The sequence below is a fragment of the Pseudomonas sp. EggHat1 genome, from assembly GCF_014892995.1.
GTDB lineage: Bacteria > Pseudomonadota > Gammaproteobacteria > Pseudomonadales > Pseudomonadaceae > Aquipseudomonas > Aquipseudomonas chaetocerotis.
Map to the genome: position 1 here is coordinate 46,507 of NZ_JACKQK010000018.1, position 26,066 is coordinate 72,572.

Sequence of the window (26,066 nt, forward strand, 5' to 3'; positions counted from 1 at the left end):
AAAACAGGCTCGGACAGTGACTTGTCACTGAACGTCCGGAGGACGGCCCGAAGGGCGAGTGAAACGAGTAATGCTCATTTACTTCAGTAAACTGCGCTTCCTCGCCTGTTTGATTCGCTGGCGCTCACCCTTCGGGGCAGCCTTCGGCTGTTACTCCCGTTGGTCGTTGCGCCTTGTAGGTCTCTGGCTCGCAAGATCGTTTAGTCTGAAGAGGGCGACGCAAGTCGCCCTTTTTCGTGGTTATCCCAGCGTTGGTGCTGCATGCTGTAGGAGCGGATTTATCCGCGATTTTTCGCGGCTGAAGCCGCTCCTACAAAGGCAGCGTCATTACGGGCATGGCCTTTTTCGTGGACGCTTCGTCGATCCTTGGGAACCAATGCACGGATGCAGGTACCGAAACCCCATGTCACTCATCAGACGGCTCCTTTTCAAGCATGAACGCAGCCCCTACCATGCCGATGACTCAATCTGCGAGCCGCTCCATGCGTAGTCCGTATTGGCTGTTCATCGTGCTGATCCTGTTGCTGGTCGGTCTGCAGTATCGACTGTGGATCGGCGACGGCAGCCTGGCTGCTGCCAGCCGTCTGCAACAGCAGATCGCTGAACAGCAGGGCGAGAACGAGCGGCTGCTGGAGCGCAACCGTATCCTCGAGGCCGAGGTGATGGAACTCAAGCGCGGTATGGAAACCGTGGAAGAGCGCGCGCGACAGGAGTTGGGCATGCTCAAAGAGGGTGAAACCCTCTATCTGCTGACCGAATGACCACGAAATTCTGGCTGGTGATCCCTGCCGCTGGCGTTGGTGCGCGCATGGCCGCCGACCGACCCAAGCAGTACCTGCAGATCGCCGGCCGCTGCATTCTCGAACATACCCTGCATTGTTTTCTCGACCATCCCGGCCTCTTGGGCGCGGTGGTTTGCGTTGCCGTGGATGACCCGAACTGGCCGCAGTTGCCACTGGCGCGTGATCCGCGTGTCCGCCGGGCACCTGGCGGACGCGAGCGGGCCGATTCGGTATTGGCGGGGCTGCAAGCGCTGCTTGCAGAGGGCGCACGCGCCGAGGATTGGGTGCTGGTGCATGACGCCGCACGACCCAACCTGGCGAGGGAAGACCTTGAGCGCCTGCTGGACAGTCTGGCCGATGATCCGGTCGGCGGCCTGCTGGCAGTGCCGGCGCGCGATACGCTCAAGCGTGCCGCAAGCGACGGCCGCGTGGCCGAGACCGTGGATCGCAGCGTGATCTGGCAGGCCTACACGCCGCAGATGTTCCGCCTGGGTGCGCTGCGCGAAGCGCTGGCGCAAGCGCTGAAAGAAGGCGTGGCAGTGACCGATGAAGCCTCGGCCATGGAATGGACGGGGCAAGCGCCACGTCTTGTAGAAGGCCGGGCGGACAACCTCAAGGTCACCCGCCCGGAAGATCTGCACTATCTACAGTCCATATGGCCGCAAGGCCGTTGAACTGGATTTACCGCATCAGTGCGTCCAGGGTTTGGCGTCTTTGCCAATAGTGCGATCCAGCGCGTTGGTCAGCTTGTTCATGGCGCCGTCGATCGCCTGCTGCAGTTCACTGGCATCGTGGGAGACCGTCAGTGGATCGCGTCCTTTCATCCGCGCCTCGACCTTGCAGCGCTTGTCTTGTGGGCCACTCTTGAGCGCATTCTCGTCGGAGAGATGAATTTCGATCCGGGTGAGGTGATCCTCATAGCGCTGGAGCTTGTCCCGGATGCGACTGCCAATGCCGTCCCTGAAGTCCATCGAGGAGGTGACGTGCTTACCGCTGTTGACCAGAACCTGCATAACCATGTCCTCATGTCGCTGAGTTCGTGAGGCCCCGCTTGGGCGGGGTGCATGGAGTGTGACGCGGTCGCCTCGCTCAAGTTTCGCGCCGGCTTGTGACATTCCGTGACTGTTCAGCCGGGTGACAGGGTCGTTGCAGAGCGTCAGGCAGGGCCGCTGTACTCGGCGCGCCGGCTCAGGCCCTTGCGCAGCGAGTCGATCAACTGGCGTACCTTGGGCGAGAGATGACGCTGCTGCGGATAGAGCGCCCAGACGGCTGTATTGGGTGGGCGATGCTGCTCCAGCAGAGAGATCAGTCTCCCGCTGCGCAGGTGTTCCAATACGTAATAATCCGGCAATTGACTCAGACCAAAACCGCGCAGTGCTGCGTCGAGCACGGCCTGGCCGCTGTTGCAGCGCCAGTTACCCTGTATTCGCACCTGGGTTTCCCGGCCGTTCTCGGCGAAGCTCCAGTGGTCGCTGCTCCCCACCAGGCAGTTGTGTCGGGCCAGCTCGGATAGCGAGTGCGGGCGCCCGTAGCGCTGCAGATAGTCGGGAGCAGCGCACAGATACATTTCGCGAGGTGCGAGACGCGCGGCCATCAGCCGCGAGTCCTGCAGGCGCCCCAGGCGGATGGCCAGGTCCAGGCCTTCGTGCAGCAGATCGAGCTGGCGGTTGGACAGTTCGATTTCCACGCGCAGTTGCGGATGCTGCGCCATGAAGTCGTTGACCAGTGGCACGATGAAGCGTTCGCCGTAAGCCACTGCACAGGTCATGCGCAACAGTCCCTTGGGTTCCGCACCGAGGTCGCCGACCGCGCGCAGCGCTTCTTCGCGGGCATCCTGCAGGCGCTGGCAGTGTTGCAGGAACAACTGGCCGGCCTCGGTCAGCGCCACTCGCCGGGTGCTGCGATAAAACAGGCGGCTCTGCAGGCGTTCTTCCAGGCGTGCCACTTGGCGACTGACCTGCGACGTAGACAATCCCAGGCGCTCGGCCGCGGCACTGAACTGCCCGCATTCAGCCACGGCGACGAATTCGTCGAGTCCTTCCCAGCGATTCATCGATGCTTCTTCTCCTGTGCTCCCGATTGCATCCGGCTGCACCTGTAGGAGCCCGCTTGCGGGCGATGTAAGGAGGCTCAATATTATCCCTGTGCGGCAATAATGTTTTGCTCTGCTGCTGATTATCTCGTATTGGACATGAACTAGACTGCCGACCACTGTCCACGCTCCCTGAGAGAACTGTCATGATCAAGTCCCGCGCCGCCGTCGCCTTCGCCCCGAATGAACCCCTGAAAATCGTCGAAGTCGATGTGGCGCCGCCCAAGGCCGGCGAGGTGCTGGTGCGTATCGTCGCGACCGGCGTCTGCCACACCGACGCCTACACCCTGTCCGGCCAGGACAGCGAGGGCGTGTTCCCCTGCATTCTCGGTCACGAAGGTGGCGGTATCGTCGAGGCAGTGGGTGAGGGCGTCACCTCACTGGCGGTCGGCGACCACGTGATCCCGCTGTACACCGCCGAATGCGGCGAGTGCAAATTCTGCAAATCCAACAAGACCAATCTGTGCAGCTCGGTGCGCGCCACCCAGGGCAAGGGCCTGATGCCCGATGGCACCAGCCGCTTCTCCTACAACGGCGAGCCGGTCTACCACTACATGGGCTGCTCGACCTTCTCCGAGTACACCGTGCTGCCGGAAGTGTCCCTGGCCAAGATTCCCAAGGATGCACCGCTGGAGAAGGTTTGCCTGCTCGGCTGCGGTGTAACCACCGGTATCGGCGCGGTGCTCAATACCGCCAAGGTCACTGAAGGCTCCACCGTGGCCATTTTCGGCCTGGGCGGCATCGGTCTGGCTGCCATCATCGGTGCCAAGATGGCCAAGGCTTCGCGCATTATTGGTATCGACATCAATCCGGCCAAAGAGGCGGTGGCGCGTGAACTGGGCATCACCGATTTCGTCAATCCGAAAGAGCACAGCAAGCCAATCCAGGAGGTCATCGTCGAGATGACCGACGGTGGCGTCGACTACAGCTTCGAGTGCATCGGCAGCGTGCAACTGATGCGCGCCGCGCTGGAGTGCTGCCACAAGGGCTGGGGCGAGTCGACCATCATCGGCGTGGCGCCGGCCGGTGCCGAGATCAGTACCCGTCCATTCCAGCTGGTGACCGGCCGCGTCTGGCGTGGCAGCGCCTTCGGTGGCGTCAAGGGGCGTACCGAGCTGCCCAGCTATGTCGAGAAGTCGCAGAGCGGTGAAATCCCGCTGGATACCTTCATCACTCACAATCTGCCGCTGGAAGACATCAACGAGGCGTTCGAGCTGATGCATGAAGGCAAGAGCATCCGTACCGTCATTCATTTCTGACTTCAGAGTGACCTGACTGTAGGGTGCGCCATGCGCACCAGGATCAAGTGGTGCGCACGGCGCACCCTACGGAGATGCTCATGACCCTCGAAATCGTTTCCAGCAACAAGAGCTTCGGTGGTTGGCACAAGCGCTATCGCCATCGCTCCAGCAGCCTCAATTGCGACATGGTGTTCGCGGTCTACCTGCCGCCTCAGGCCGAGCAGGGCGCCAAGCTGCCGGTGTTGTACTGGCTCAGTGGTCTGACCTGCACGGACGAGAATTTCATGCAGAAAGCCGGCGCCCAGCGTATGGCCGCCGAGCTGGGGCTGATCATCGTCGCGCCGGATACCAGCCCGCGTGGCGAGGGCGTGGCCGATGACGCCAACGGCGCCTATGACTTCGGTCTGGGGGCCGGCTTCTATGTCAACGCGACCCAGGAGCCCTTCGCGCGGCACTACCGCATGTATGACTACGTGGTGCAGGAGTTGCCAGCGCTGATCGAAGCCAACTTCCCGGTTTCGGACAAGCGCGGCATCGCCGGCCACTCCATGGGCGGTCACGGGGCGCTGATCTGCGCGTTGAAGAATCCGGGGCGTTATCGGTCGGTGTCAGCGTTTTCGCCGATCAGCAATCCGATGAACTGCCCCTGGGGCGAGAAGGCCTTTTCGCTCTATCTGGGCGAGGAGCGTTCGCGTTGGCGTGAGTGGGATGCCAGCGTGCTGATCGCCGAGGCCAGCGAGAAGCTGCCGATTCTGATCGATCAGGGTGATCGTGACGATTTCCTCGAGGGTCAGCTCAAACCCCAGGCGTTGCAGGCGGCAGCCAAGGCTGTCGGTCATCCGCTGACGCTGCGCATGCAGCCTGGCTATGACCACAGCTATTACTTCATCGCCAGCTTTATCGACGACCACCTGCGTCATCACGCCGAGGCGTTGACGTAGGTTGTTCTGCGCTGCGCGCATCAGGGCAAACCCTGGCCCTTGGTGCGCACGGCGCACGGCGCACCCTGCAGCGGCAGCCGGCGTAGCCCGGATGAAATCCGGGGTGCGAATTTCCCGGATTTCATCCGGGCTACGGGCAATGCGGTTAGAATCACGCCCTGACTTTTTCAGGGCGTTGTTCTTTATGCGTATCGGTCATGGCTATGACGTACACCGCTTCGGCGAAGGCGATTTCATCACCCTCGGCGGCGTACGGATTCCCCATAAATTCGGTCTTGTCGCTCATTCCGACGGTGACGTGCTGCTGCACGCCCTGAGTGATGCGCTGCTTGGCGCCGTGGCGCTGGGCGATATCGGCAAGCACTTCCCCGATACCGATCCGACCTTCAAGGGCGCTGACAGCCGCGCGCTGTTGCGCCATGTGATGGGCCTGGTGCGTGCCAAGGGCTACGCGGTGGGTAACGTCGACGCTACCATCATCGCCCAGGCGCCGAAGATGGCGCCGCACATCCACAGCATGCGCGAGCGCATCGCCGAGGATCTGGGCATCGAGCTGGATCAGGTCAACGTCAAAGCCACCACCACCGAGAAGCTGGGTTTCACCGGGCGTGAGGAAGGTATCGCGGTGCACGCCGTGTCCTTGCTGGTCAAGGCATGATGAACGAGCTGCAACTGCTCGGGCCGCGTGCCCACGGCGATGCCTGCGGGCGCGCGGTACTCAAGGCCACGGCCGAGGACTTTCAGGTCGACGAGGTACTCGACATCCCGCTCACTGGTCAGGGCGAGCACCTCTGGCTATGGGTGGAAAAACGCGGCCTGAATACCGAAGAGGCCGCCCGGCGTATCGCCCGTGCTGCCGGCCTGCCGCTCAAGGCGGTCAGTTATGCGGGCCTCAAGGATCGTCAGGCGCTGACCCGCCAGTGGTTCAGCCTGCATCTGCCGGGCAAGGCCGATCCCGATCTGGCCGCCGCGCAGGGCGATGATCTGGTCATCCTGCGCAGCCAGCGGCACAACCGAAAATTGCAGCGTGGTGCCCATGCCGCCAATGGTTTCACCTTGCGCCTGACTGCCCTGGAGGCGGACCGCGATGCGCTGGAGCAGCGCCTGCAGCGTATCGCCGCGCAAGGTGTGCCCAATTATTTCGGCTCGCAGCGCTTCGGTTTCGATGGCGGCAATGTCGAACAGGCCCGCGATTTTGCCGCGCGCCTGGAGCTGCCGGTGCAGCGCAACCTGCGTTCGCGCCTGCTGTCCTCGGTGCGCAGCTATCTGTTCAATCAGGTGCTGGCCAAGCGCGTCGCTGCGGGCACCTGGAACCAGGCACAGATGGGTGACTTGCTGGCCTTCACCGCCAGCCGCAGTTTCTTCATGGCCGGTGAGGCCGAGTGCGTTGACCCGCGCCTGGCCATTCTCGATCTGCATCCCACCGGTCCGCTGTGGGGCGATGGCGCTCTGCCGACCAGCGGCGCTACCCAGCAGCTCGAGCAAAGCGTGGCCGATGACGCTGCGCAACTGGTGCAATGGCTGATCAAGGCGGACATGGCGCACGAACGGCGAATTCTGCGCCTCCCCATTGGCGGCCTGTCATGGCATTATCCCGAACCCGATATTCTGCAACTTGCATTCGTCCTGCCGGCCGGGTGTTTCGCCACCGTGGTGGTGCGCGAATTGCTCGATCTGGTGCCAGCAGGGCAGACGGATACTCCATGCGAATTCTGATTTCCAACGACGACGGGGTGAACGCGCCCGGTATCGCTGCGTTGCACCAAGCGCTGGCTGACTATGCCGATTGCGTGGTGATCGCGCCTGCCGAAGACAAGAGCGGTGCCAGCAGTGCGCTGACGCTCGACCGTCCGCTGCATCCCATGGCCTTGGCCAATGGCTACATCAGCCTCAATGGCACGCCGACCGACTGTGTGCACCTGGGCCTCAATGGCCTGCTCGAGCAAACGCCGGATATGGTCGTCTCCGGCATCAACCTGGGCGCCAACCTGGGTGATGACGTGCTCTATTCCGGCACCGTCGCCGCAGCGCTGGAAGGACGTTTCCTGAACAAACCGGCGTTCGCGTTCTCGCTGCTTTCGCGCCTGCCCGATAACCTGCCTACCGCTGCCTATTTCGCGCGCAAGCTGGTCGAGGCACATGCGACCCTGGATTTGCCACCGCGCACGGTGCTCAACGTCAATGTGCCGAACCTGCCGCTGGAACATATCCGTGGCGTGCAACTGACCCGTCTCGGTCATCGCGCGCGCGCGGCTGCACCGGTCAAGGTGGTCAACCCGCGTGGCAAGGAAGGCTACTGGATCGCTGCCGCCGGTGATGTCGAGGACGGCAGTCAGGGCACCGATTTCCATGCCGTGATGCAAGGTTATGTATCGATCACGCCGCTACGGCTCGATCGCACGTTCAATGAGGCCCTCGAATCTATGGATGGCTGGCTGGAGGGCATCTTCTGATGCGTGGACAGGACGAGATGCAGCGCAGCGGGATCGGCATGACCTCGCAGCGCACCCGTGAGCGATTGATTCAGCGCCTCTACGAGGAGGGGCTGTCCAACGCGCGGGTACTGGAAGTGATCCGCCGTACACCGCGCCATCTGTTCGTCGACGAGGCCCTGGCGCATCGCGCCTATGAAGATACTGCACTGCCCATCGGCCATAACCAGACCATTTCCCAGCCCTATATGGTTGGGCGCATGACCGAGCTGCTGCTGGCTGCCGGCCCGCTGGACAAGGTGCTGGAGATTGGCACCGGTTCCGGTTACCAGACGGCCGTACTGGCGCAACTGGTCGAGCGGGTATTCTCGGTGGAACGCATTCAGGTGCTGCAGGACCGCGCCAAGGAGCGTCTGGCCGAACTCAAGCTGCGCAACGTGGTCTTTCGCTGGGGTGATGGCTGGGAAGGTTGGAACGCGCTCGGTCCGTATAACGGCATCATCGTCACCGCTGCCGCCGCGCAAGTGCCGCAGGCCCTGCTCGATCAACTGGCACCAGGTGGACGCCTGGTCATTCCGGTCGGCAGTGGCGATGTGCAGCAACTGCTGTTGATCGTGCGTGAAGAGGATGGTTTCTCCCGTCACGTGCTCGATGCGGTGCGCTTCGTGCCACTACTCAACGGGCCGCTGGCTTGATCGCTTTTTCGCTGCGGAAGGATCCATGAAGAAACATTTTCTGCTCTATGCCAAGGGCTTGGCGATGGGCGCTGCAGATGTCGTGCCCGGCGTTTCCGGTGGCACCATCGCTTTTATCAGTGGCATTTATGACGAGTTGTTGCGCTCCATCGCCAGTATTCCCGAAGCGTTCCTGCTGCTACTGCGAGGCCGCATCAAGGACGCCTGGAAGATGGCCAACGCGACATTCCTGCTGGTGCTGCTGTGCGGCATCCTGACCAGCATCCTCACACTCGCGCGCCTGATCACCTATCTGCTGGAGCACCATCCGATTCCGGTATGGTCGTTCTTTTTCGGCCTGATTCTGGTGTCCACCTATCTGGTCGGGCGAGAGATCAAACGCTGGAGCTGGAGCAGGGCGGCAAGCTTTCTGCTTGGCCTGGTTTTCGCTTACTGGATCACTGTTGCCGCCCCGATGCAGTGGGGCAGTGACCTGCCAACCCTGTTCCTGGCCGGTGCCATCGCCATCTGCGCGATGATCCTGCCGGGTATCTCGGGCAGCTTCATCCTGCTTTTGCTCGGCCTCTATTCGGTGGTGCTGGGCGCGGTGAAGGACCTCGATATGCTGGTCCTGGCGGTATTCGCCAGCGGCTGTCTGGTTGGAATTCTCAGTTTCGCTCGCTTGCTCAGCTGGCTGCTGTCACGCTGGCGCGACATGAGCCTGGCGTTTCTGGCCGGTCTTATGCTGGGTTCGCTGAACAAGGTCTGGCCCTGGAAAGAAACCCTGAGCTGGCGTATCGACAGCAATGGCGAGCAGGTTCCGCTACTGGAGCACAATCTGTTGCCGGGACATTTTGCCGAAATCAGTGGTCAGGATCCGCAGCTGTTGCTCGCCGTGCTGCTGGCAATCGGCGGTATCGTCCTGGTGCTGGGCCTGGAATGGCTGGCAAGTCGTCGGCCGGTCGATGCTGGCCGCACGGAATAAATACGGCACAATAGGCGCCGTACTCGGAATCATTCAGGGAGCAGTTGGGTGAGTTGGACCGTCCTTCACGTGCTAGTCCGCGCAGTTGCAGCCGCTCGTCTGCCGCTCGCGATGCTTGCTGCCTCCGCGTTGGTCGGCTGCGTCAGTTCGCCTCCTGGCGGTGTGCAGGTGGTCGACCGTGGGCAGAATCAGGGGCGTGCTCCGGTGGTACAGCGTCAGCCCGTGCGCAACGGTCACTATGTGGTGCAGCGCGGCGATACGCTCTATTCGATCGCCTTTCGTTTCGGCTGGGATTGGAAGGCACTCGCTGCTCATAATGGCTTGCGCGACCCTTATCTGATCCGCGTGGGGCAGACTATCCGTTTCGACAACCGCCCGTTGGGTAGCTCTCAGCCAGTCGTTTCGAAACCGTCTCCAGCCACCTCGCCCGTTGTCACCCAGCCAGTGCCCAGTCGTCCTCCGGTTGCCGTGACTGCGCCACCTGCAACTCAACCTGCCCGCCCGCCGGTAGCCAACACGCCAGCGACCACACCAGTAACACCAGTGAGTCGCTCTGCCAGTGGGTGGTCCTGGCCAACCGAGGGCGCAGTGATCAGTCGTTTTTCCTCAAACGGTAGTTTGAATAAAGGCATTGATATCGCAGGGCAATTAGGACAGCCTGTTTTAGCTGCGTCTGATGGGTCAGTGGTGTACGCCGGGAGTGGTTTGCGGGGCTACGGCGAGTTGATCATCATCAAGCACAGCGATACCTACGTAAGTGCTTACGGTCATAACCGCAGGTTGTTGGTACGGGAGGGGCAGCAGGTCAAAGCCGGGCAAAGCATTGCCGAAATGGGGTCCACAGGGGCCGACCGGGTGAAGCTGCACTTCGAGATTCGCCGCCAAGGTAAACCTGTCGATCCGCTGCAATATCTGCCACGTCGTTGATCCGTCGCTGACCCGTTCCATCACGTAGGAGGGACGGGCTCAGGTGTGGCCAGGACGGTTCCGCCAGAGTCTGTTGTCGAACTCAGCTAGGGACAACAACAATGGCTCTCATCAAAAAAGAAGCGCCGGAGTTTGACGTCGACGATGAACTGCTCCTCATGGAGCCAGGCATCGTTTTCGGCGAGGTTCAGGGCGATGAGGTGGAAGCACCGGTCGCACGTACCAAGGCCAAGAACGCCACCCCCTCCAAGCAGCACAAATACATCGACTACACCCGGGCGCTAGACGCCACTCAGCTCTATCTCAACGAAATTGGTTTCTCTCCCTTACTCACTCCCGAAGAGGAAGTGCACTTCGCGCGTCTAGCGCAGAAGGGTGATCCTGCCGGGCGCAAGCGCATGATCGAGAGCAACCTGCGCCTGGTCGTGAAGATCGCTCGGCGTTACGTCAATCGTGGTCTCTCTCTGCTCGATCTGATCGAGGAGGGCAACCTCGGCTTGATTCGCGCCGTGGAAAAATTCGATCCGGAGCGGGGGTTCCGTTTCTCGACCTATGCAACCTGGTGGATCCGCCAGACCATCGAACGCGCCATCATGAACCAGACGCGGACCATCCGTTTGCCCATTCATGTGGTCAAGGAGCTCAACGTATACCTGCGTGCGGCTCGGGAACTGACCCAGAAGCTCGACCATGAGCCTTCTGCGGAAGAAATTGCCAACCTGCTGGAAAAACCGGTGGGTGAGGTCAAGCGCATGCTTGGCCTTAACGAGCGAGTGTCCTCGGTGGACGTCTCGCTCGGTCCCGACTCGGACAAGACACTGCTCGATACCCTGACCGACGATCGCCCGACCGATCCTTGCGAGCTGTTGCAGGACGACGATCTGTCGCAAAGCATCGATCAGTGGCTTTCCGACCTGACCGACAAACAACGGGAAGTCGTGGTGCGCCGCTTCGGTCTGCGCGGCCATGAAAGCTGTACCCTGGAAGAAGTGGGCCAGGAAATCGGTCTGACTCGCGAGCGGGTGCGGCAGATTCAGGTCGAGGCGCTCAAGCGTTTGCGGGAAATCCTGGAGAAGAACGGCTTGTCCAGCGACGCTTTGTTCCAGTGAGGCTTCGCTTCGATCACGAACCCGGCTCCGGCCGGGTTTTTTATGCGCGTCCATGTAAGTCATCGCTTACAGGTGCTGTCAGTGTTTGTGCTGAAAAGTCTGGATTAATACCGGATCAACTTATAAGTAATTGTTTTTTAAGGGTCTTATAAATTCTTCGAGCAGGCGGGATGAATGTTGGTCGGGTTGTGCAGGTGCCTGGAACGGCTAATATCACACCCGTGCACAGGGACAAGCACAGATCATCAGGATGACGATCAGGAACATCGCAAGAAGCGATTCATCAGGACGATGAGTTGGGAAACAAAGGGATAAGGGAATAAAAGTGGGCGGCGCAAGCCGCCCCTTTTTTTGCCCGCCATTTTTGGCGGCAACCCTTTTGGGCGTTGCCAGTCACGACATCGGCTCTGAAAGTAAAAGACCCGCACTTGGCGGGTCTTCGTGTTTCTGGGCGAACTCAGCGCTCCAGATGCTGCAGCTTGTCCTTTACACCATCCCACTCTTCGGCATCCGGCAGCGCCTCTTTCTTCTCGGTGATGTTCGGCCATACTTCGGCCAGATCGGCGTTCAGCTCGATGAACTCCTGCTGATCTTCCGGTACCTCGTCTTCCGAGAAGATCGCTTGCGCTGGGCACTCCGGCTCGCACAGGGCGCAATCAATGCACTCGTCCGGGTGAATGACCAGGAAGTTCGGGCCTTCGTAGAAGCAGTCCACCGGGCAGACTTCCACACAGTCGGTGTATTTGCACTTGATGCAGTTGTCGGTGACGACGAAGGTCATGTCTGATTCTCTCCTCGGGCGGCGGCCTGGGCCCTTTCTGTGAAGGGCTACCAGGCGCTCTGTATGTGGCCGCGGCTCAGGCTGTAAACCGGGCGGTCGTAAAATTGCGCGCGATTCTAGCAGTTTGTTGTATTGAGCGTTAGATCTGCGTCTTCCATGTATATAACAGCTCTAGCGCCTTGCGCGGAGTCAGATCATCCGGATTGATCTTGGTCAATTGTTCCAGCAGCGGGTGTAGCGCGCTGGCGAACAGGTCGCTCTGCATCGGCGCTTGTGGCTGGCCGGGTTCCTGGCGTGGCAGGTCGTGCGGCAGGCTGGTGGCTTCCAGGCGCGCCAGGTGCTCGCGCGCACGACTGATCACTGTGCCCGGTACGCCGGCCAGTTGCGCCACGGCCAGGCCGTAGCTCTGGCTCGCAGGGCCTGGCTGAACGTGGTGTAGGAAGACGATGCGCTCGTTGTGTTCGGTGGCCGAGAGGTGCACGTTGGCCACCACCGGCTCGCTTTCCGGTAGCACGGTCAGCTCGAAATAGTGGGTGGCGAACAGGGTGAAGGCGCGCAGGCGGGCCAGGTGCTCGGCTGCCGACCAGGCCAGCGACAGGCCGTCGAAGGTACTGGTGCCGCGTCCGACTTCATCCATCAGCACCAGGCTGCGCTCGCTGGCGTTATGCAGGATGTTGGCGGTTTCGCTCATCTCTACCATGAAGGTCGAGCGGCCGCCGGCCAGGTCGTCCGAGGAGCCGATACGAGTGAAAATGCGGTCGACCAGCGACAGCTCGCAGGCCGCGGCCGGGACGAAGCTGCCGATATGGGCCAGCAGTACGATCAGTGCGGTCTGGCGCATGTAGGTGGATTTACCGCCCATGTTCGGCCCGGTGATGATCAGCATGCGCCGGTTGTCGTCGAGATCCAGGTCATTGGCCACGAAGGGCGTGGTCAGCACCTGCTCGACCACCGGGTGACGGCCCTGGTCGATGCCCATGCACGGTTCGTCGACGAAGCGTGGGCGGTTCAGGTCGAGATTCAGCGCGCGCTCTGCCAGGTTGCTCAGCACGTCCAGTTCGGCGAGGGCTGCGGCGCTGTCCTGTAGTGGCGCCAGGTGGCCGATCAGGTGCTCGAGCAACTCGTCGTAAAGCATCTTTTCCCGTGCCAGGGCGCGGCTCTTGGCCGACAGCGCTTTGTCTTCGAACTCCTTCAGTTCCGGGGTGATGAAGCGCTCGGCACCTTTGAGCGTCTGCCGGCGGATATAGTCAGCCGGTGCCGACTCGGCCTGTTTGGTCGGCAGCTCGATGAAGTAGCCGTGCACGCGGTTGTAGCCGACCTTGAGGTTGGCCAGGCCGGTGCGTTCCTTCTCCCGCGCTTCCAGATCCATGAGGAACTGTCCGGCGTTCTCGCTCATGGCCTGCAGCTCGTCCAACTCTGCGTCATAGCCGGTCTTCAGTACACCACCGTCGCGGATCACCGCCGGCGGGTTGTCGATGATGGCGCGAGCCAGCAGGTCGGCCAGTTCCGGGTAGGTGGCGATACTGTTGGCCAGTTGTTGCAGATGTGGGGTGTCCAGTGTGGTCATCGCCAACTGCAGCTCGGGGAGCGCAGCCAGAGCGTCGCGCAGGCGGGCGAGGTCGCGTGGGCGGGCGTTGCGCAGGCCGATACGGGCGAGGATGCGCTCCAGGTCGCCGATTTCCTTGAGCTGCGGCTGCAGCGTTTCGAAGCGATAGCCATCGAGCAGGCGGGCGATGGCGTCCTGGCGCGCCTCCAGCACCGCGCGATCACGCAGCGGACGGTTCAACCAACGGCCCAGCAGGCGGCTGGCCATGGCGGTCTGGCAGCGATCCATCACCGATTGCAGGGTGTTGTCGCGGCCGCCGGCGAGGTTGATGTCCAGCTCCAGGTTGCGGCGGCTGGCGCCATCGAGGATCACCGTGTCGTCCAGGCGCTCGTGACGCAGGCTGCGCAGGTGGGGCAGGGCGGTGCGCTGGGTTTCCTTGGCATAGCTGAGCAGGCAGCCGGCGGCGCCGATGGCCAGGGTCAGGTTCTCGCAGCCGAAGCCTTTCAGATCCTGGGTGCTGAATTGCTGGCACAGGCTCTTGAAGGCGCTGTCGCGGTCGAAATCCCAGGGGGCGCGGCGGCGCGAGCCCTTGCGCTTCTCGGCGGGCAGGCCCTGCGGCCAGTCGTCCGGGATCAGCAGTTCGGCGGGGCTGAGGCGCTCCAGTTCGGCCAGCAGGTTTTCCCAGCCCTTGATCTCCTGCACGCTGAAGCGACCGCTGGTGATATCCAGCACGGCCAGGCCGAACAGGCGCTCATCACCCAGGACTGCAGCAAGCAGGTTGTCGCGGTGCTCATCGAGCAGGGCTTCGTCGCTGATGGTGCCGGGGGTGATGATACGCACCACCTGACGCTCCACCGGACCCTTGCTGGTGGCCGGGTCGCCGATCTGTTCGCAGATCACCACCGATTCGCCGAGCTTGACCAGCTTGGCCAGGTAGCCTTCGAGCGAATGGAAAGGAATGCCGCACATGGGAATCGATTGGCCGGCCGACTGGCCGCGTGCGGTCAGGGTGATGTCGAGCAGCTTGGCTGCCTTCTTCGCGTCTTCGTAGAAAATCTCGTAGAAGTCACCCATGCGATAGAACATCAACTGATCCGGGTGCTGGTTCTTCAGCTTCCAGTACTGCTGCATCATCGGGGTGTGAGCGGAGAGATCGGTCATGCCGGGCCTTACGTGCGGTGGGTGTGACGAAGCCGGGAATTTTCCCATACTTCGTCCCTCACGTGGGCTGCGAATCTGACGCAATTCCCCTTCAGTCGGTGAAGGTCACCGAGAACTGGGCCACCGCCTCGACCACACGTTGCGACTCGCTGCGTATCTCGCGGATCACTTCACCGGCCTGGTTGGCCAGGTCTACGCCAGTACGTGCACGCTCTCGCGTGGTTGCCATGCTGGCCACTGCGTTGCGTGTAAGGTTCTGGTTCTGCTGAACGACGCCGTTGATCTCCTGGGTGGCCTGGCTGGTTCGCGAGGCCAGTTGACGCACTTCATCGGCCACCACGGCGAAGCCGCGACCCTGTTCACCGGCACGTGCCGCTTCGATGGCTGCGTTGAGTGCCAGCAGATTGGTCTGGTCGGCAATACTGCGAATTACCTGAACGATGCTGGTGATCTGCTCGGATTGTTTGTTAAGGCCTTCTATCTGTTCGGCCACGTGAGCCAGTTCGCTGGCAATATCGGCGACCACCGCGACGGTCTGGGCCACTGTGCGCGTGCCGTGATCGGCGGAAACATCGGTCTCCCTGGCAATGTCATGAGCCAACTGGGCAGCGGCAGCCTCCGAGTCACGGCGCTCGACCTGGGCGGTGATGTCGCTGGCGAATTTCACTACGCCATAGACACGGCCGTTGGCGTCGTAAAGGGGGTTGTAGGTGGCACGCAGCCAGACCTGCTGGCCTTGTTTGGTCACACGGCGAAAACGATCGGACATGAACTCGCCTTTGTTCAAGCGAGCCCAGAACTGACGGTAGTCATCGCTGCGGCTGTCCTCGGCCAGGCAGAAGAGCCGGTGATGCTGGCCGATCACCTCGTCGCGGCGATAGCCCATCAGATCGAGGAAGTTCTGGTTGGCACTCACTACCTCACCCTCGAGGTTGAACTCGATCACCGCCATGGAGCGGTCAATCGCCTTGATGTAGCTCTCGTGCATATGTTCGGCCGCTACCTGGCGGGTGATGTCGGTGGCGATCTTCATTACCTTGGTCACCGAGCCCTGATCATCCCGGATTGGCATGTAGGTCGCTTCCAGCCAGACCTCCTTGCCGTCTTGCGTCAGCCTTGGAAAGCGATCACTGAAGTGCTCGCCTTGGCGCAGGCGCTGCCAGAACTGTTGATAGGAGAGGCTCTCGCTCAGGTTGCGGGAGCAGAACAGACGATGGTGCTTGCCGACGATCTCTTCCAAGCGGTAATTCACTACACCGAGAAAGGCTGGGTTGGCGTCGAGGATGATGCCGTCCGGGGTGAACTCGATCATCGCCATCGATTGGCGAATGGCCTGTAGCTCTGCCGCTCCCTGATCCTGCGTGTCCTTGTGTTCCTTGTTCCGTGAAAGCCACATCGCAGTGCCTCCTATTGCACCCTAGCCCGTGATAACAGTAGACGAACTTTGCCGTTTCCACTGGCAGGCAAGCTGTGTAGGGTTTGCCGTTCGATGAGCGAGGAGTGGATATGGACAGAATCAGCCAACTGGCCGAACAACTGGGTGCAGCATTGCAGGCGCAAGCTGCCCAGGTCACCACTGCAGAGTCCTGTACAGGCGGTGGTATCGCCGAGGCGATCACTCGCATCCCCGGCAGCTCGGCCTGGTTCGAGGCTGGCTATGTGACGTACTCCAACGCCCAGAAAACCAAGCAGTTGGCCGTATGTTCCGACTTTTTCGCCAGTGTGGGCGCCGTTAGCCAGGAGGTGGTGGAGGCGATGGTGCGTGGCGCTCAGGCCAATAGCGGGGCTCGCTATGCAGTGGCTGTCAGTGGCGTGGCCGGGCCGGGCGGTGGCTCCGTGGAGAAACCGGTCGGTACCGTCTGGTTGGCCTGGGGCGATGGTGAGCGTCTTTTCAGTGTGCGCAAGCAGTTCGCTGGTAACCGCGATGAGGTGCGCCGACAAACGGTCGAGGCCGCTCTGGCGGGGCTTCTGCGCCTGTTGGCGGAGGAAAATCCGCTTGTGGGGTAGGCGGGCGACTTGCCCTGTGGAATAATACTGGCTACTTATACAGTTGTTGGCGGCCCTCGAGGCCCTTGTTAATACGTGAGGATGGTAATGGACGAGAACAAGAAGCGCGCTTTGGCGGCTGCCCTGGGTCAGATCGAGAAGCAGTTCGGCAAGGGTGCGGTCATGCGCATGGGCGACCATGAGCGTCAGGCCATCCCGGCCATCTCCACCGGTTCGCTGGGGCTGGATATCGCCCTGGGCATCGGCGGTTTGCCAAAAGGCCGTATTGTTGAAATCTACGGCCCGGAATCCTCCGGTAAGACCACGCTGACCCTGTCGGTGATCGCCGAAGCGCAGAAGCTTGGCGCCACCTGTGCCTTCGTCGATGCCGAGCACGCACTGGATCCGGATTATGCCGGCAAGCTCGGCGTCAACGTCGATGACCTGCTGGTATCGCAGCCGGACACCGGTGAGCAGGCGCTGGAAATCACCGACATGCTGGTGCGCTCCAATGCGATTGACGTGATCATCGTCGACTCCGTGGCGGCTCTGGTGCCCAAGGCGGAAATCGAAGGCGAAATGGGTGACATGCACGTCGGTCTGCAGGATGCAGTATTCGGAATCGCAGCGTAGTTTTGGTTCACTTAGGAGGTCTCCCTTCTTCACAAGGGGTACGCCCTAAGCTAATCAGCAATATTCGATTAATCCTAATCTGAGTGGTCGGTGAGAATGGATCAGGCAAAAAACAAAGCGTTGGAAATGGCTCTTTCTCAGATCGAGAAACAGTTTGGTAAGGGTGCCATTATGCGGCTCGGCTCCGACCGCACAATGGACATCGATGTTGTTTCGACCGGTTCTCTTGGCCTGGACATCGCTCTGGGCGTGGGTGGTTTGCCACGTGGTCGTATCGTTGAGATCTACGGCCCTGAGTCTTCTGGTAAAACCACACTGACCCTTTCCGTAATTGCTGAAGCTCAGCGGCAAGGTTTGACTTGTGCATTCGTCGATGCTGAGCACGCCCTTGATCCAATCTATGCCGCCAAACTTGGCGTGAATATCGATGATCTTCTTTGCTCGCAGCCAGATACTGGTGAACAGGCTCTTGAGATCGTAGATATTCTGACTCGTTCGGGGGCGGTCAACGTTATAGTTGTCGACTCCGTAGCTGCTCTTGTTCCGAAGGCTGAAATCGAAGGCGAGATCGGGGACTCCCATGTTGGCCTTGCCGCTCGAATGATGTCGCAGGCGATGAGGAAAATCACTGGTAACCTGAAGAACTCCAACACTATGTGTATCTTCATTAACCAGATCCGTATGAAAATCGGCGTAATGTTCGGCAGTCCGGAAACCACCACCGGTGGTAATGCCCTGAAGTTCTACGCCTCGGTGCGCCTGGACATCCGCCGTACCGGTGCGGTCAAGGAAGGCGAAGAGGTGGTCGGCAGCGAAACCCGCGTGAAAGTTGTCAAGAACAAAGTTGCTGCTCCATTCAGACAGGCCGAGTTCCAGATCCTCTACGGACAAGGTATTAGCAAAGCCGGCGAGATTGTTGACCTAGCAGTTTCTAATAGCTTCGTTGAGAAATCCGGCGCCTGGTACTCCTTCGAAGGCAACAAGATTGGTCAAGGTAAGGCCAATACCATCAAGTGGCTGTTGGAAAACAAACCCACTATGGACAAGCTGGAAGGTATGATTCGCGACAAGTTGATGTCTAAGCCACAGGCTGAAACCTCTGCACGTCTCGCAGCCCAGGAAGAGCTGGCTGACGACTATTGATATCTCGTAGCGGTATAAGGTCGCTGCTGACAATCTATAGTTAAGTTTCTACTCCATATAAAGCCTAGCTTCCCCAGCTAGGCTTTTTCTTGATGCCACATCAAGTTTCTTTCCCATCAAGGTGACTTACAGGATCGCCTCTCGTCCAGCTACTCTCTGAGATTCAATTACGTTTGATGCCCAAACAAAAGGAGTAAACGGGTGAAAGGTTTTTTCAATGGGGCATTGCTTGTTGGCACTGTTCTGGTCAGTTCTCTGAGCTTGGCAGCGGATCTGACTCTCGATGGTTCTCGCCATGCTGTGCAGCGAGGACTCTCTCGCCTGATCGAAGGTGGAAAGCTGTTTCGCGTTGCTCGGGGCATTTATGTTGCCGCAGTCGAAACTCGGTTCGGCGTGCGCCCGCCGGCACCCGAGAAGGTTGTCCACTCGCTGGCTAATGCGCTGGGTGAGGTGCTGGTCGACCACGGGGCTCGTGCCGCGAATAAATTAGGGCTGAGTACACAGGTTCCAGTTGGCTATGTCTTTCTAACCGACGGACGTTCTAGGGAGCTTCAGGTTGGCAAGACCACCGTATCGATTCGGTATGCGCCTCGATGGTTGATGGCTCTAGGCGCTACTGGAGCGGGAGACGCCATTCGAGCATTGGATTGGGTTGGCGAAGCAAGCGTGGGGGATGCCGTTTCCAAACTTCATAAACTACTACCCGAGAGCGAATGGGGTGCTCTGGTGTCATCTCACCGCTCGTTGCCTATCTGGATGGCGAGTGCAATCTGCGCTCAGTCGAGTTGCACCCACCCTTTTAAGTTGGGCTAGCGGTTAGCTGTAGCCTACTTACCGCCAGACCGGCATCATCTGGAATGGGGCAATTCGATGTGAAAGCCCGTGAGGCCAGCGGCTGAGGTGCACCAGATGCGGCCTTTGTGAGCCTCAATGATGGACCGGGTGATGGCAAGTCCGAGCCCGGCGTTGCTCGGGCTTCCCTCCCGCCGAGCGGGGTCGACCCGGTAAAAGCGGTCGAAGAGCTTCTCTAGATGCTCTGAGCTGATTGTGTCCCCTGGGTTCTCGATGCTGAATGTGGTTGAGTCCGCTGCCTGGCGGATCAGAACCGAAATTGTCTTTCCCGCCGGCGTGTAGCGCAGCGCATTAGATAGCAAATTGGATAGCGCGCGATCAAGCATCAGCCGATCCCCCTGCGCTTGGCCTGTGCCTGTGAGCGATAGCTCAATGCCACGCTCTTCGGCTAGGAGGTGGTAGTAGTCAAACAGCTTGTAGACTACGTCAGCCAGTTCGATCCTGGCCTGCTCTGGGATGATTAAGCCATTATCAGCCTTGGCCAAGAACAGCATGTCATCAATCATTCGAGACATGCGCTTCAATTCTTCCAAGTTGGAGTAGAGGTTCTCCTCGTATGCGGTGATGTCGCGCTTATGGCTCAAGACCACCTCAGTATGGGTCATGAGGTTGCTGACGGGCGTTCGTAGTTCGTGTGCGATGTCCGCCGAGAAGTTGGAGAGTCGAATGAAGGCCTCTTCAAGTCGAGCCAGCATCGCGTTGAAGGACAGAACTAACTGCTGAAGTTCTTGCGGTACTGGTTCGAGAGGAATTCGCTCCTGCAATGATCGGGCGGACATCCCGGAGGCCACGCGAGTGACTTGCCGCAGAGGCTTGAGGCCACTGCGAGCAACCACCCAGCCGAGTGCGGCACTGAACAGGGCGCTGATGACCAATCCAATCCAAAACCATCGTTGCAGCGTGTCGAAAAAGTGTGTGTGATTGGTGACGTCAAGAATCAGCAACGCAGTGAGCGGCTCAGCCTGATCGGCTACCGAGATTTGCTCCGTCATGCCACGGTACATGTGTTGGCCGTTCTGCCACTCCCACATGCTCTGCTCATTTGCACGTCTGAAACGCTCAGGTACTTCGACTGCTCTGGGGTCGGAAAACAGTACAGAACCGTCACTGGCCAGGATAGTGGCGGCCAGATCCTGATGGGCTCCCAGCAAGGCCCGCAACTGCGGTGATTCTTCCGAAAGGCTCGCTTCACCGCGAGCATTGTTGAGGATATGTTTGGCGGATTCGAGTTTCTCCACCAGGGCCTGCCGATCCAGCATCTTGAAGTGGTGCTGGCTGAGCATATTGAAACTCAGCCCTGCTACCGTCAGGACTGCAATTGCCGCGGACATGAACATCAGGCTCATGCGTGCGGTCAGCGAAAGGTGCTTCATATTCACTCCGGAGCATCCATCATGTATCCCATGCCGCGGGCGGTATGAATCAGCTTGAGATCGAAATCGTCATCGATTTTTGCGCGTAGCCGGCGTACCGCAACCTCAATGACATTGGTGTCGCTGTCGAAATTCATGTCCCAAACCTGAGAGGCAATCAGCGACTTCGGGAGCACCTCGCCGCGCCGGCGCAGTAGCAGTTCCAGCAGTGAAAACTCCTTCGCGGTCAGGTCAATTCTTTTCCCGCCACGGATCGCACGCCGCTTCATCAGATCGACTTCCAGATCGGCAATTTTCATGGTGGTCTGCGTCGGCGAACCATTACCTCTGCGCAACAGCGTTCTGACCCTGGCCAGAAGCTCTGAGAAAGCAAATGGCTTGATCAGGTAGTCGTCCGCACCCAGCTCCAACCCTTTAACGCGGTCTTCCACACCATCGCGTGCCGTCAAGAACAGTACGGGGACGTCTTTTCCTGCTGCGCGCAACATGCGCAGCACTTCCCAACCGTCCAGCCCAGGCATCATTACATCCAGAATTAGCAGGTCATAGGCTTCGCTAAGTGCATGCTGAAGGGCATCTGTACCGGTCATAACCCGGTCGACATTGAACCCAGCCTCGGTGAGACCTTGCTGGAGGTACGTACCGGTTTTGGGTTCGTCTTCAGCTACCAGTAGTTTCATGTGTGCAGACTCCAAAAGTCGGGTGGCCTGAGTTTGCAGGCAAACCGCGGCCCCAACCAGAAGCTTACGAAAATGTAATTCTGACTTCAGCTCACTGACAGGGTGGCTTGTCTAGGGTGCAAGCATGAGTACTAGGTTGTGCTCTCGGCCCTCGACAGACCAAAAGCAGAGGTGCCGGCCATAGTTTGCACTGATGGAGACTGCCCATGAAATCGCTGAAACCTTTGCTTCTGGTTGGTTCGCTACTGCTGTCTTCCATGGCTTGGGCCGAAGGGGGCAGCGACCGTGTATTCGAGCGCATCCAGCAGATGCGCGACAAAGCAGAAGCCGTGCTGATCCAGGCGGAGAAGGCCCCGGTCGGCGAGCGGCATGTGCACATGAAGGAGCATATGAACATGCTCGAAGACATCATGAGCCAGCTGCACAACGAACATCCCGCGCCAAACATGTCTGCCGAAGAGCATCTGGCCTGGATGGAAAAGCATGACAAGCTGGTAGACGACGTGCTGGCTCAAATGATCCGCGAGCACAAGCTAATGATGGCCGACAAAGAGTGCCATCGATAAGGATTTTCCCATCTTCCAGGCCTTCCGTGATTGCTCCTTTGGCCTAGCGGCGCCTTTATGGCGCCGTGCTTTTTCCCAGCTGACGCAATTGTAGTTTTGGGGTCAGCGGCCTGGCAGCAAGCGGGGAATAGCATGAGATTTCCAGCACCCATCTCGAGGTCTCACCATGAAACGCTTACCCCTTAAACTGCTGATCAGCACTCTGTTCATCAGCACCACCTTTCCGGCATTTGCCGAGGTCGGCGGCAGTAGCAATGGCATTGGGCAGCAGGCCCAGGCGACGCCAGCGACTCGTACCATCTTGGTAAAGATGGACGACATCAACTACAGCCAGAAAACGATCGATGTGAAGCCAGGTGAAACCGTGCGCTTCGTTCTGAAGAACGAGGGCGCGTTGATGCACGAGTTCAACATCGGGCAGGCAGCGTCCCAGCTGGAGCACCAGCGCAAGATGGCGTCCTTGTTCAAGGACGGCACACTGACCCCGACCGGCATGGCCGAGCGCATTGTCTGGCATGAGCGTTATGGCATGGGAGACTCCAACCCTCCAGGCTATCCGGAAGTCATCAAAGCCAAGCATGACGACCCGAACGCGGTTCTCGTCGAGCCCGGCACAACCAAAGAGTTCGTGTGGACCTTCCCTAAGGCGGGCAGTTTGAGCTTCGCCTGTACATTGCCTGGGCATTACCAGGCGGGGATGGTCGGTGAGTTTGCTCTGCGTTAGTCCGGCATCGGTGCTACCCGTTGGCCGCGAGCTGGGTAGCACCGATCTGACGAACCTTACTGCGATGTAGTTTTCACGTCAGCGTACCGCCAGCTGCACCTCATTAGCATCGGGACTCATCCCTCCTCAACACCTCAGAGGCACACCATGAAACTCAGACCCGCTTTCATAATCACCACCCTTGGCTTGCTGCTCAGTGCTGCCAATGCGCTGGCCAGCCCGGGCCACAAGAAAGACAGTATTGGGCAACCGGGAGACGGTCAGGCAGTAGATCGCACCATCGAAGTCCGGATGGGGGACATCTTCTTCGAACCCAAAGCAATGGAGATCAAAGCAGGCGAGACAGTTCGCTTCGTCCTGAAAAATGACGGTGCACTGCTACACGAATTCAATCTTGGCAAAGCGGCATCCCATGCCGCGCACCAGAAAGAGATGGCCGCGATGTTTCAGAACGGCACGCTGTCCCCTACAGGTGCACATGACATGAGCAATATGGGCCATGCCATGGGCGGCATGAAGATGGTCGGTATGGAACACGATGACCCCAACAGTGTTCTTGTCGAACCTGGAGCACGCGAAGAGTTGATCTGGACCTTCTCCGCCGCCACCGAACTGGAGTTCGCCTGCAATATTCCAGGACATTATCAGTCGGGAATGGTCGGTAAGGTGACCGTACGCTGACGTTTATTGATACTCGCCAACTCCGTCCAGTCTGAGACACCTATAGTGATCCGGCCGCCATTGAAACGAGGCTATTGTCGTGGACCATACCCATCACACCAGTACCACTGAGCCGCCTTTTTGGAAGAGCAAGATTGGCATTGCGCTGATCATGCTGGCCGTAATCGGCATCTTCTATGTAGCGCGTGAGCATTACGGTCATCTTTCGCAGGCCCTGCCGTACCTCATCCTGCTGCTATGCCCGCTGATGCATCTGTTTGGCCACAATCACGGCGGGCACTCCCACTCCAGCAGCACCGCTGTTTCCAAGGACGAAGAAAGGACATAGATCGCATGCAAAAGACCTCCTGCCATCATGACCAGGATCATTCACATAACTCGCACGCCCACTCCGAGAGCCAGCGCGACCCGGTGTGTGGCATGGAGGTCAAACCTGATGGCCCTTATCGCGAGAGCTTTGAAGGGAAGGCCTATCATTTCTGCAGTGCGAAGTGCCTAGAGAAATTCCAAGCAGATCCTCATCAGTACATGAGCCATCAGTCTCATGGGGAGCATCACCAGCACGCGACTCCAGCACCCACATCGACACCTGTAGGTGCTGAATACACCTGCCCGATGCATCCAGAAATCCGTCAACCGGCTCCCGGAAACTGCCCGATCTGCGGGATGACGCTGGAACCTGTCATCCCGGAGCTGGAAGAGGAGGAAAATCCAGAGCTGAAGGACTTCTCGCTGCGGTTCTGGTGGACCCTACCGTTGACCGTCATCGTGACCGTATTGGCGATGGCCGGCCATTCCTTGCAACTGTTTCATGGCACGACCCAGAACTGGGTCGAGCTGGCTCTGGCGACGCCCGTGACGCTATGGGGTGGCTGGGTATTCTTCACCCGCGGCATTGACTCCATCCGCCACCGCAGCCCCAACATGTGGACCCTGATCGGTTTGGGAACGGCCGCTGCCTACCTCTACAGCGTGGCCGCTACCTTGGTTCCGCAGTGGTTTCCGGCGGCTTTTGCCCAGGACGGACGTATCGGCGTCTATTTTGAAGCAGCCGCGGTGATTATCTCACTCACGCTGTTGGGCCAAATGCTCGAACTCAAGGCCCGCTCGCAGACTTCGGCAGCCATCAAGTCACTGCTGAGGCTGGCACCAAAGACTGCGCGTCGCATCAAGCCCGATGGCCAGGAAGAAGATATTCCGCTGACACATGTCCATCAGGGCGACCACCTACGTGTCCGGCCGGGAGAGAAAGTCCCGGTGGACGGTACGGTTCTAGAGGGGGAGAGCGCCGTCGACGAGTCGATGCTTACCGGAGAACCGTTACCCGTGACCAAGCGGGTAGGGGATGCCCTTATCGGTGCCACCCTGAACACCCACGGCAGCCTGGTGATGGAGGCGCAGAAGGTCGGTGCCGAGACCATGCTGTCGCAGATCGTTCAGATGGTGGCCAGAGCCCAACGTTCCAAGGCCCCCATGCAGCGTATGGCTGATGCGGTGGCAGGGTATTTCGTGGTCGGGGTGATCCTGATCGCGATTCTGACCTTCTTCGGCTGGGGGCTATTAGGGCCGGAATCAGGCTGGGTATTTGGCCTGATCAATGCGGTGGCGGTGCTAATCATTGCGTGTCCCTGCGCTCTGGGTCTGGCAACCCCGATGTCCGTCATGGTTGCGACTGGCAAGGCCGCTAGCAGCGGTGTGTTGTTCCGCGATGCCAGCGCCATCGAAAATCTATGCAAGATCGACACGCTCATCGTCGACAAGACTGGAACCCTGACTGAGGGGCGTCCCGTATTTCATAGTGCGGAAGGGACAGGCGGTTACGACTCCAATGAAGTGCTGCGCCTGGCTGCTAGTCTCGACCAGGGTAGTGAGCACCCGCTGGCTCATGCCATCGTCGATCATGCGCGCGGTCAGGGCATTGCACTGGTCAAACCGGACACTTTCGAATCTGGCTCGGGTATTGGTGTGCGCGGCCAGGTCGATGACCATCAGCTGCAGCTCGGCAACACCGCACTGATGGACGAGGCGGGCGTCGATATTACCCCGCTGCGCAATCGCGCCGAGCAACTGCGTCTGGAAGGCATCAGCATCATCTATTTGGCCGTTGATGGTCGCCTGGCGGGACTCCTGGCCGTTTCCGATCCGATCAAGCCTACTTCTCAACAGGCTGTCTCCAAGCTTCAAAGCGAAGACGTAAAGGTCATCATGGCCACTGGTGATGGCCTCACCACAGCAAGAGCCGTGGCGAAGCAGCTCGGAATCGAGGAAGTGCATGGTGAGGTCAAACCGCAGGATAAGGAGAAACTGGTCGCCGATTTGCAGGGCTATGGCCGTCGTGTCGCCATGGCGGGTGACGGCATCAACGATGCGCCCGCCCTGGCCAGGTCTGACGTAGGTATCGCCATGGGCACCGGTACCGATGTGGCGATGAACAGCGCCCAAGTGACGCTGGTCAAGGGAGATCTGATGGGCATCCTGCGAGCGCGCACCCTGTCAGTGGCAACCGTGAAAAACATGAGGCAGAACCTCGCCTTTGCGTTCCTCTACAACGCGATGGGAATCCCGCTAGCAGCGGGGCTGCTGTACCCGCTGACGGGGCATCTTCTGTCGCCCTTGATTGCTGCGCTGGCGATGAGTGTCAGCTCGGCGTCGGTGGTCTTCAATGCTCTGAGGTTGAAATCAACGGACATCGGATAGGCTTCCATACCACCGACCAGGTGATTATTCAGAAGCGCATCTGACCGGAAAATGCCGTAC

At 59.7% G+C, this 26,066-nt stretch carries 26 protein-coding genes and 2 pseudogenes; 20 read left to right on the plus strand and 8 right to left on the minus strand.

All coding sequences use genetic code 11. From position 1 onward, the window contains the following. Positions 1-482 precede the first annotated feature (482 nt). Both INS93_RS22305 and ispD read left to right on the plus strand, forming a co-directional pair. Positions 483-761, plus strand: coding sequence for a septum formation initiator family protein (locus INS93_RS22305; RefSeq protein ID WP_074918152.1), 279 nt, complete (start codon positions 483-485; stop codon positions 759-761). Beyond that, positions 758-1,456, plus strand: a complete 699-nt coding sequence (ispD, locus tag INS93_RS22310) for a 2-C-methyl-D-erythritol 4-phosphate cytidylyltransferase (protein WP_192985569.1) — start codon at positions 758-760, stop codon at positions 1,454-1,456. The genes INS93_RS22305 and ispD overlap by 4 nt, the downstream gene beginning before the upstream one ends. A gap of 15 nt (positions 1,457-1,471) precedes the next feature. Here the strand turns inward: ispD and INS93_RS22315 are convergent, their stop codons facing one another. Continuing rightward, positions 1,472-1,795, minus strand: coding sequence for an HPF/RaiA family ribosome-associated protein (locus INS93_RS22315; RefSeq protein WP_160019629.1), 324 nt, complete (start codon positions 1,793-1,795; stop codon positions 1,472-1,474). Between the two features lie 143 nt (positions 1,796-1,938). Beyond that, the gene (locus INS93_RS22320; RefSeq protein ID WP_192985570.1) at positions 1,939-2,835 is read right to left on the minus strand and encodes a LysR substrate-binding domain-containing protein; all 897 of its coding nucleotides are present in this window, start codon (positions 2,833-2,835) and stop codon (positions 1,939-1,941) included. 185 nt (positions 2,836-3,020) lie between these two features. Here INS93_RS22320 and INS93_RS22325 point away from each other — a divergent pair, with 185 nt between their 5' ends. The 9 genes from INS93_RS22325 to rpoS all read left to right on the plus strand — a co-directional run bounded on the left by INS93_RS22325 (position 3,021) and on the right by rpoS (position 11,183). Continuing rightward, the gene (locus tag INS93_RS22325; protein ID WP_160019627.1) at positions 3,021-4,133 is read left to right on the plus strand and encodes an S-(hydroxymethyl)glutathione dehydrogenase/class III alcohol dehydrogenase; all 1,113 of its coding nucleotides are present in this window, start codon (positions 3,021-3,023) and stop codon (positions 4,131-4,133) included. A gap of 80 nt (positions 4,134-4,213) precedes the next feature. After that, positions 4,214-5,056, plus strand: coding sequence for an S-formylglutathione hydrolase (fghA, locus tag INS93_RS22330; protein ID WP_192985571.1), 843 nt, complete (start codon positions 4,214-4,216; stop codon positions 5,054-5,056). Positions 5,057-5,240: 184 nt separating this feature from the next. Beyond that, positions 5,241-5,714: a 2-C-methyl-D-erythritol 2,4-cyclodiphosphate synthase gene (ispF, locus tag INS93_RS22335; RefSeq protein WP_160019625.1), complete on the plus strand. Its 474-nt coding sequence runs from the start codon at positions 5,241-5,243 to the stop codon at positions 5,712-5,714. Further along, positions 5,714-6,772 (plus strand): tRNA pseudouridine(13) synthase TruD, encoded by a 1,059-nt coding sequence (gene truD / locus INS93_RS22340; protein WP_192985587.1) that lies wholly within the window; start codon positions 5,714-5,716, stop codon positions 6,770-6,772. The genes ispF and truD overlap by 1 nt, the downstream gene beginning before the upstream one ends. Beyond that, positions 6,760-7,509, plus strand: a complete 750-nt coding sequence (gene surE / locus INS93_RS22345; protein ID WP_192985572.1) for a 5'/3'-nucleotidase SurE — start codon at positions 6,760-6,762, stop codon at positions 7,507-7,509. Before truD ends, surE begins: the two co-directional genes overlap by 13 nt. Positions 7,510-7,547: 38 nt before the next feature. After that, positions 7,548-8,183 carry a protein-L-isoaspartate(D-aspartate) O-methyltransferase gene (locus INS93_RS22350; protein ID WP_161627115.1) on the plus strand — a complete coding sequence of 212 codons (636 nt, stop codon included), beginning with the start codon at positions 7,548-7,550 and terminating at the stop codon, positions 8,181-8,183. Between the two features lie 25 nt (positions 8,184-8,208). Further along, the gene (locus tag INS93_RS22355) at positions 8,209-9,147 is read left to right on the plus strand and encodes a DUF368 domain-containing protein (RefSeq protein WP_192985573.1); all 939 of its coding nucleotides are present in this window, start codon (positions 8,209-8,211) and stop codon (positions 9,145-9,147) included. A 48-nt stretch (positions 9,148-9,195) separates the two neighbouring features. Continuing rightward, complete coding sequence (locus tag INS93_RS22360; protein WP_192985574.1) at positions 9,196-10,074, plus strand: peptidoglycan DD-metalloendopeptidase family protein; 879 nt, start codon at positions 9,196-9,198, stop codon at positions 10,072-10,074. A 101-nt stretch (positions 10,075-10,175) separates the two neighbouring features. Continuing rightward, positions 10,176-11,183 (plus strand): RNA polymerase sigma factor RpoS, encoded by a 1,008-nt coding sequence (gene rpoS / locus INS93_RS22365; RefSeq protein WP_004424060.1) that lies wholly within the window; start codon positions 10,176-10,178, stop codon positions 11,181-11,183. 457 nt (positions 11,184-11,640) lie between these two features. Here rpoS and fdxA read toward each other — a convergent pair whose 3' ends face one another. From fdxA to INS93_RS25175, 4 genes and pseudogenes are all read right to left on the minus strand, one after another. Continuing rightward, complete coding sequence (gene fdxA / locus INS93_RS22370) at positions 11,641-11,964, minus strand: ferredoxin FdxA (protein ID WP_017678218.1); 324 nt, start codon at positions 11,962-11,964, stop codon at positions 11,641-11,643. A gap of 139 nt (positions 11,965-12,103) precedes the next feature. Next, on the minus strand, positions 12,104-14,671 hold the full coding sequence (gene mutS / locus INS93_RS22375; protein WP_192985575.1) for a DNA mismatch repair protein MutS: 2,568 nt from the start codon (positions 14,669-14,671) through the stop codon (positions 12,104-12,106). Positions 14,672-14,762: 91 nt separating this feature from the next. Next, positions 14,763-15,338: a methyl-accepting chemotaxis protein gene (locus INS93_RS25170; protein ID WP_420707341.1), complete on the minus strand. Its 576-nt coding sequence runs from the start codon at positions 15,336-15,338 to the stop codon at positions 14,763-14,765. Next, a pseudogene (locus INS93_RS25175) lies at positions 15,312-16,067 on the minus strand (PAS domain-containing protein); the annotation flags it as partial. The pseudogene INS93_RS25175 and the gene INS93_RS25170, both read right to left, overlap by 27 nt. A 110-nt stretch (positions 16,068-16,177) precedes the next feature. On the opposite strand from INS93_RS25175, the gene INS93_RS22385 reads away from it, so the two are divergent. The 4 genes and pseudogenes from INS93_RS22385 to INS93_RS22400 all read left to right on the plus strand — a co-directional run bounded on the left by INS93_RS22385 (position 16,178) and on the right by INS93_RS22400 (position 19,246). After that, the gene (locus INS93_RS22385) at positions 16,178-16,678 is read left to right on the plus strand and encodes a CinA family protein (RefSeq protein WP_192985577.1); all 501 of its coding nucleotides are present in this window, start codon (positions 16,178-16,180) and stop codon (positions 16,676-16,678) included. An 87-nt stretch (positions 16,679-16,765) separates the two neighbouring features. Beyond that, a pseudogene (locus tag INS93_RS22390) lies at positions 16,766-17,263 on the plus strand (ATPase domain-containing protein); the annotation flags it as partial. Positions 17,264-17,386: 123 nt separating this feature from the next. Continuing rightward, positions 17,387-18,433, plus strand: coding sequence for a recombinase RecA (gene recA, locus INS93_RS22395; RefSeq protein ID WP_033990946.1), 1,047 nt, complete (start codon positions 17,387-17,389; stop codon positions 18,431-18,433). Positions 18,434-18,634: 201 nt separating this feature from the next. Further along, positions 18,635-19,246 carry a DUF6088 family protein gene (locus tag INS93_RS22400; protein WP_224490739.1) on the plus strand — a complete coding sequence of 204 codons (612 nt, stop codon included), beginning with the start codon at positions 18,635-18,637 and terminating at the stop codon, positions 19,244-19,246. 35 nt (positions 19,247-19,281) lie between these two features. Here the strand turns inward: INS93_RS22400 and INS93_RS22405 are convergent, their stop codons facing one another. Both INS93_RS22405 and INS93_RS22410 read right to left on the minus strand, forming a co-directional pair. Next, positions 19,282-20,658 (minus strand): heavy metal sensor histidine kinase, encoded by a 1,377-nt coding sequence (locus INS93_RS22405; protein ID WP_177434078.1) that lies wholly within the window; start codon positions 20,656-20,658, stop codon positions 19,282-19,284. A 2-nt stretch (positions 20,659-20,660) separates the two neighbouring features. Further along, positions 20,661-21,338, minus strand: coding sequence for a heavy metal response regulator transcription factor (locus tag INS93_RS22410; RefSeq protein WP_004374688.1), 678 nt, complete (start codon positions 21,336-21,338; stop codon positions 20,661-20,663). A 206-nt stretch (positions 21,339-21,544) separates the two neighbouring features. Between INS93_RS22410 and INS93_RS22415 the strand changes: the two genes are divergently transcribed. The 5 genes from INS93_RS22415 (at position 21,545) to INS93_RS22435 (ending at position 26,006) form a co-directional block, all read left to right on the plus strand. After that, complete coding sequence (locus tag INS93_RS22415; RefSeq protein ID WP_003246763.1) at positions 21,545-21,904, plus strand: co-regulatory protein PtrA N-terminal domain-containing protein; 360 nt, start codon at positions 21,545-21,547, stop codon at positions 21,902-21,904. Positions 21,905-22,070: 166 nt separating this feature from the next. Then, positions 22,071-22,628 carry a cupredoxin domain-containing protein gene (locus INS93_RS22420; RefSeq protein WP_003139550.1) on the plus strand — a complete coding sequence of 186 codons (558 nt, stop codon included), beginning with the start codon at positions 22,071-22,073 and terminating at the stop codon, positions 22,626-22,628. Positions 22,629-22,775: 147 nt separating this feature from the next. Further along, entirely contained in the window at positions 22,776-23,309 is a 534-nt protein-coding gene (locus INS93_RS22425; protein WP_003246762.1) for a cupredoxin domain-containing protein, read from the plus strand. 79 nt (positions 23,310-23,388) lie between these two features. After that, the gene (locus tag INS93_RS22430) at positions 23,389-23,637 is read left to right on the plus strand and encodes a DUF2933 domain-containing protein (protein ID WP_003246761.1); all 249 of its coding nucleotides are present in this window, start codon (positions 23,389-23,391) and stop codon (positions 23,635-23,637) included. A gap of 5 nt (positions 23,638-23,642) precedes the next feature. After that, a complete protein-coding gene (locus INS93_RS22435) occupies positions 23,643-26,006 on the plus strand; it encodes a heavy metal translocating P-type ATPase (RefSeq protein ID WP_012018611.1) in 2,364 nt (787 codons plus the stop codon). Positions 26,007-26,066 lie beyond the last annotated feature (60 nt).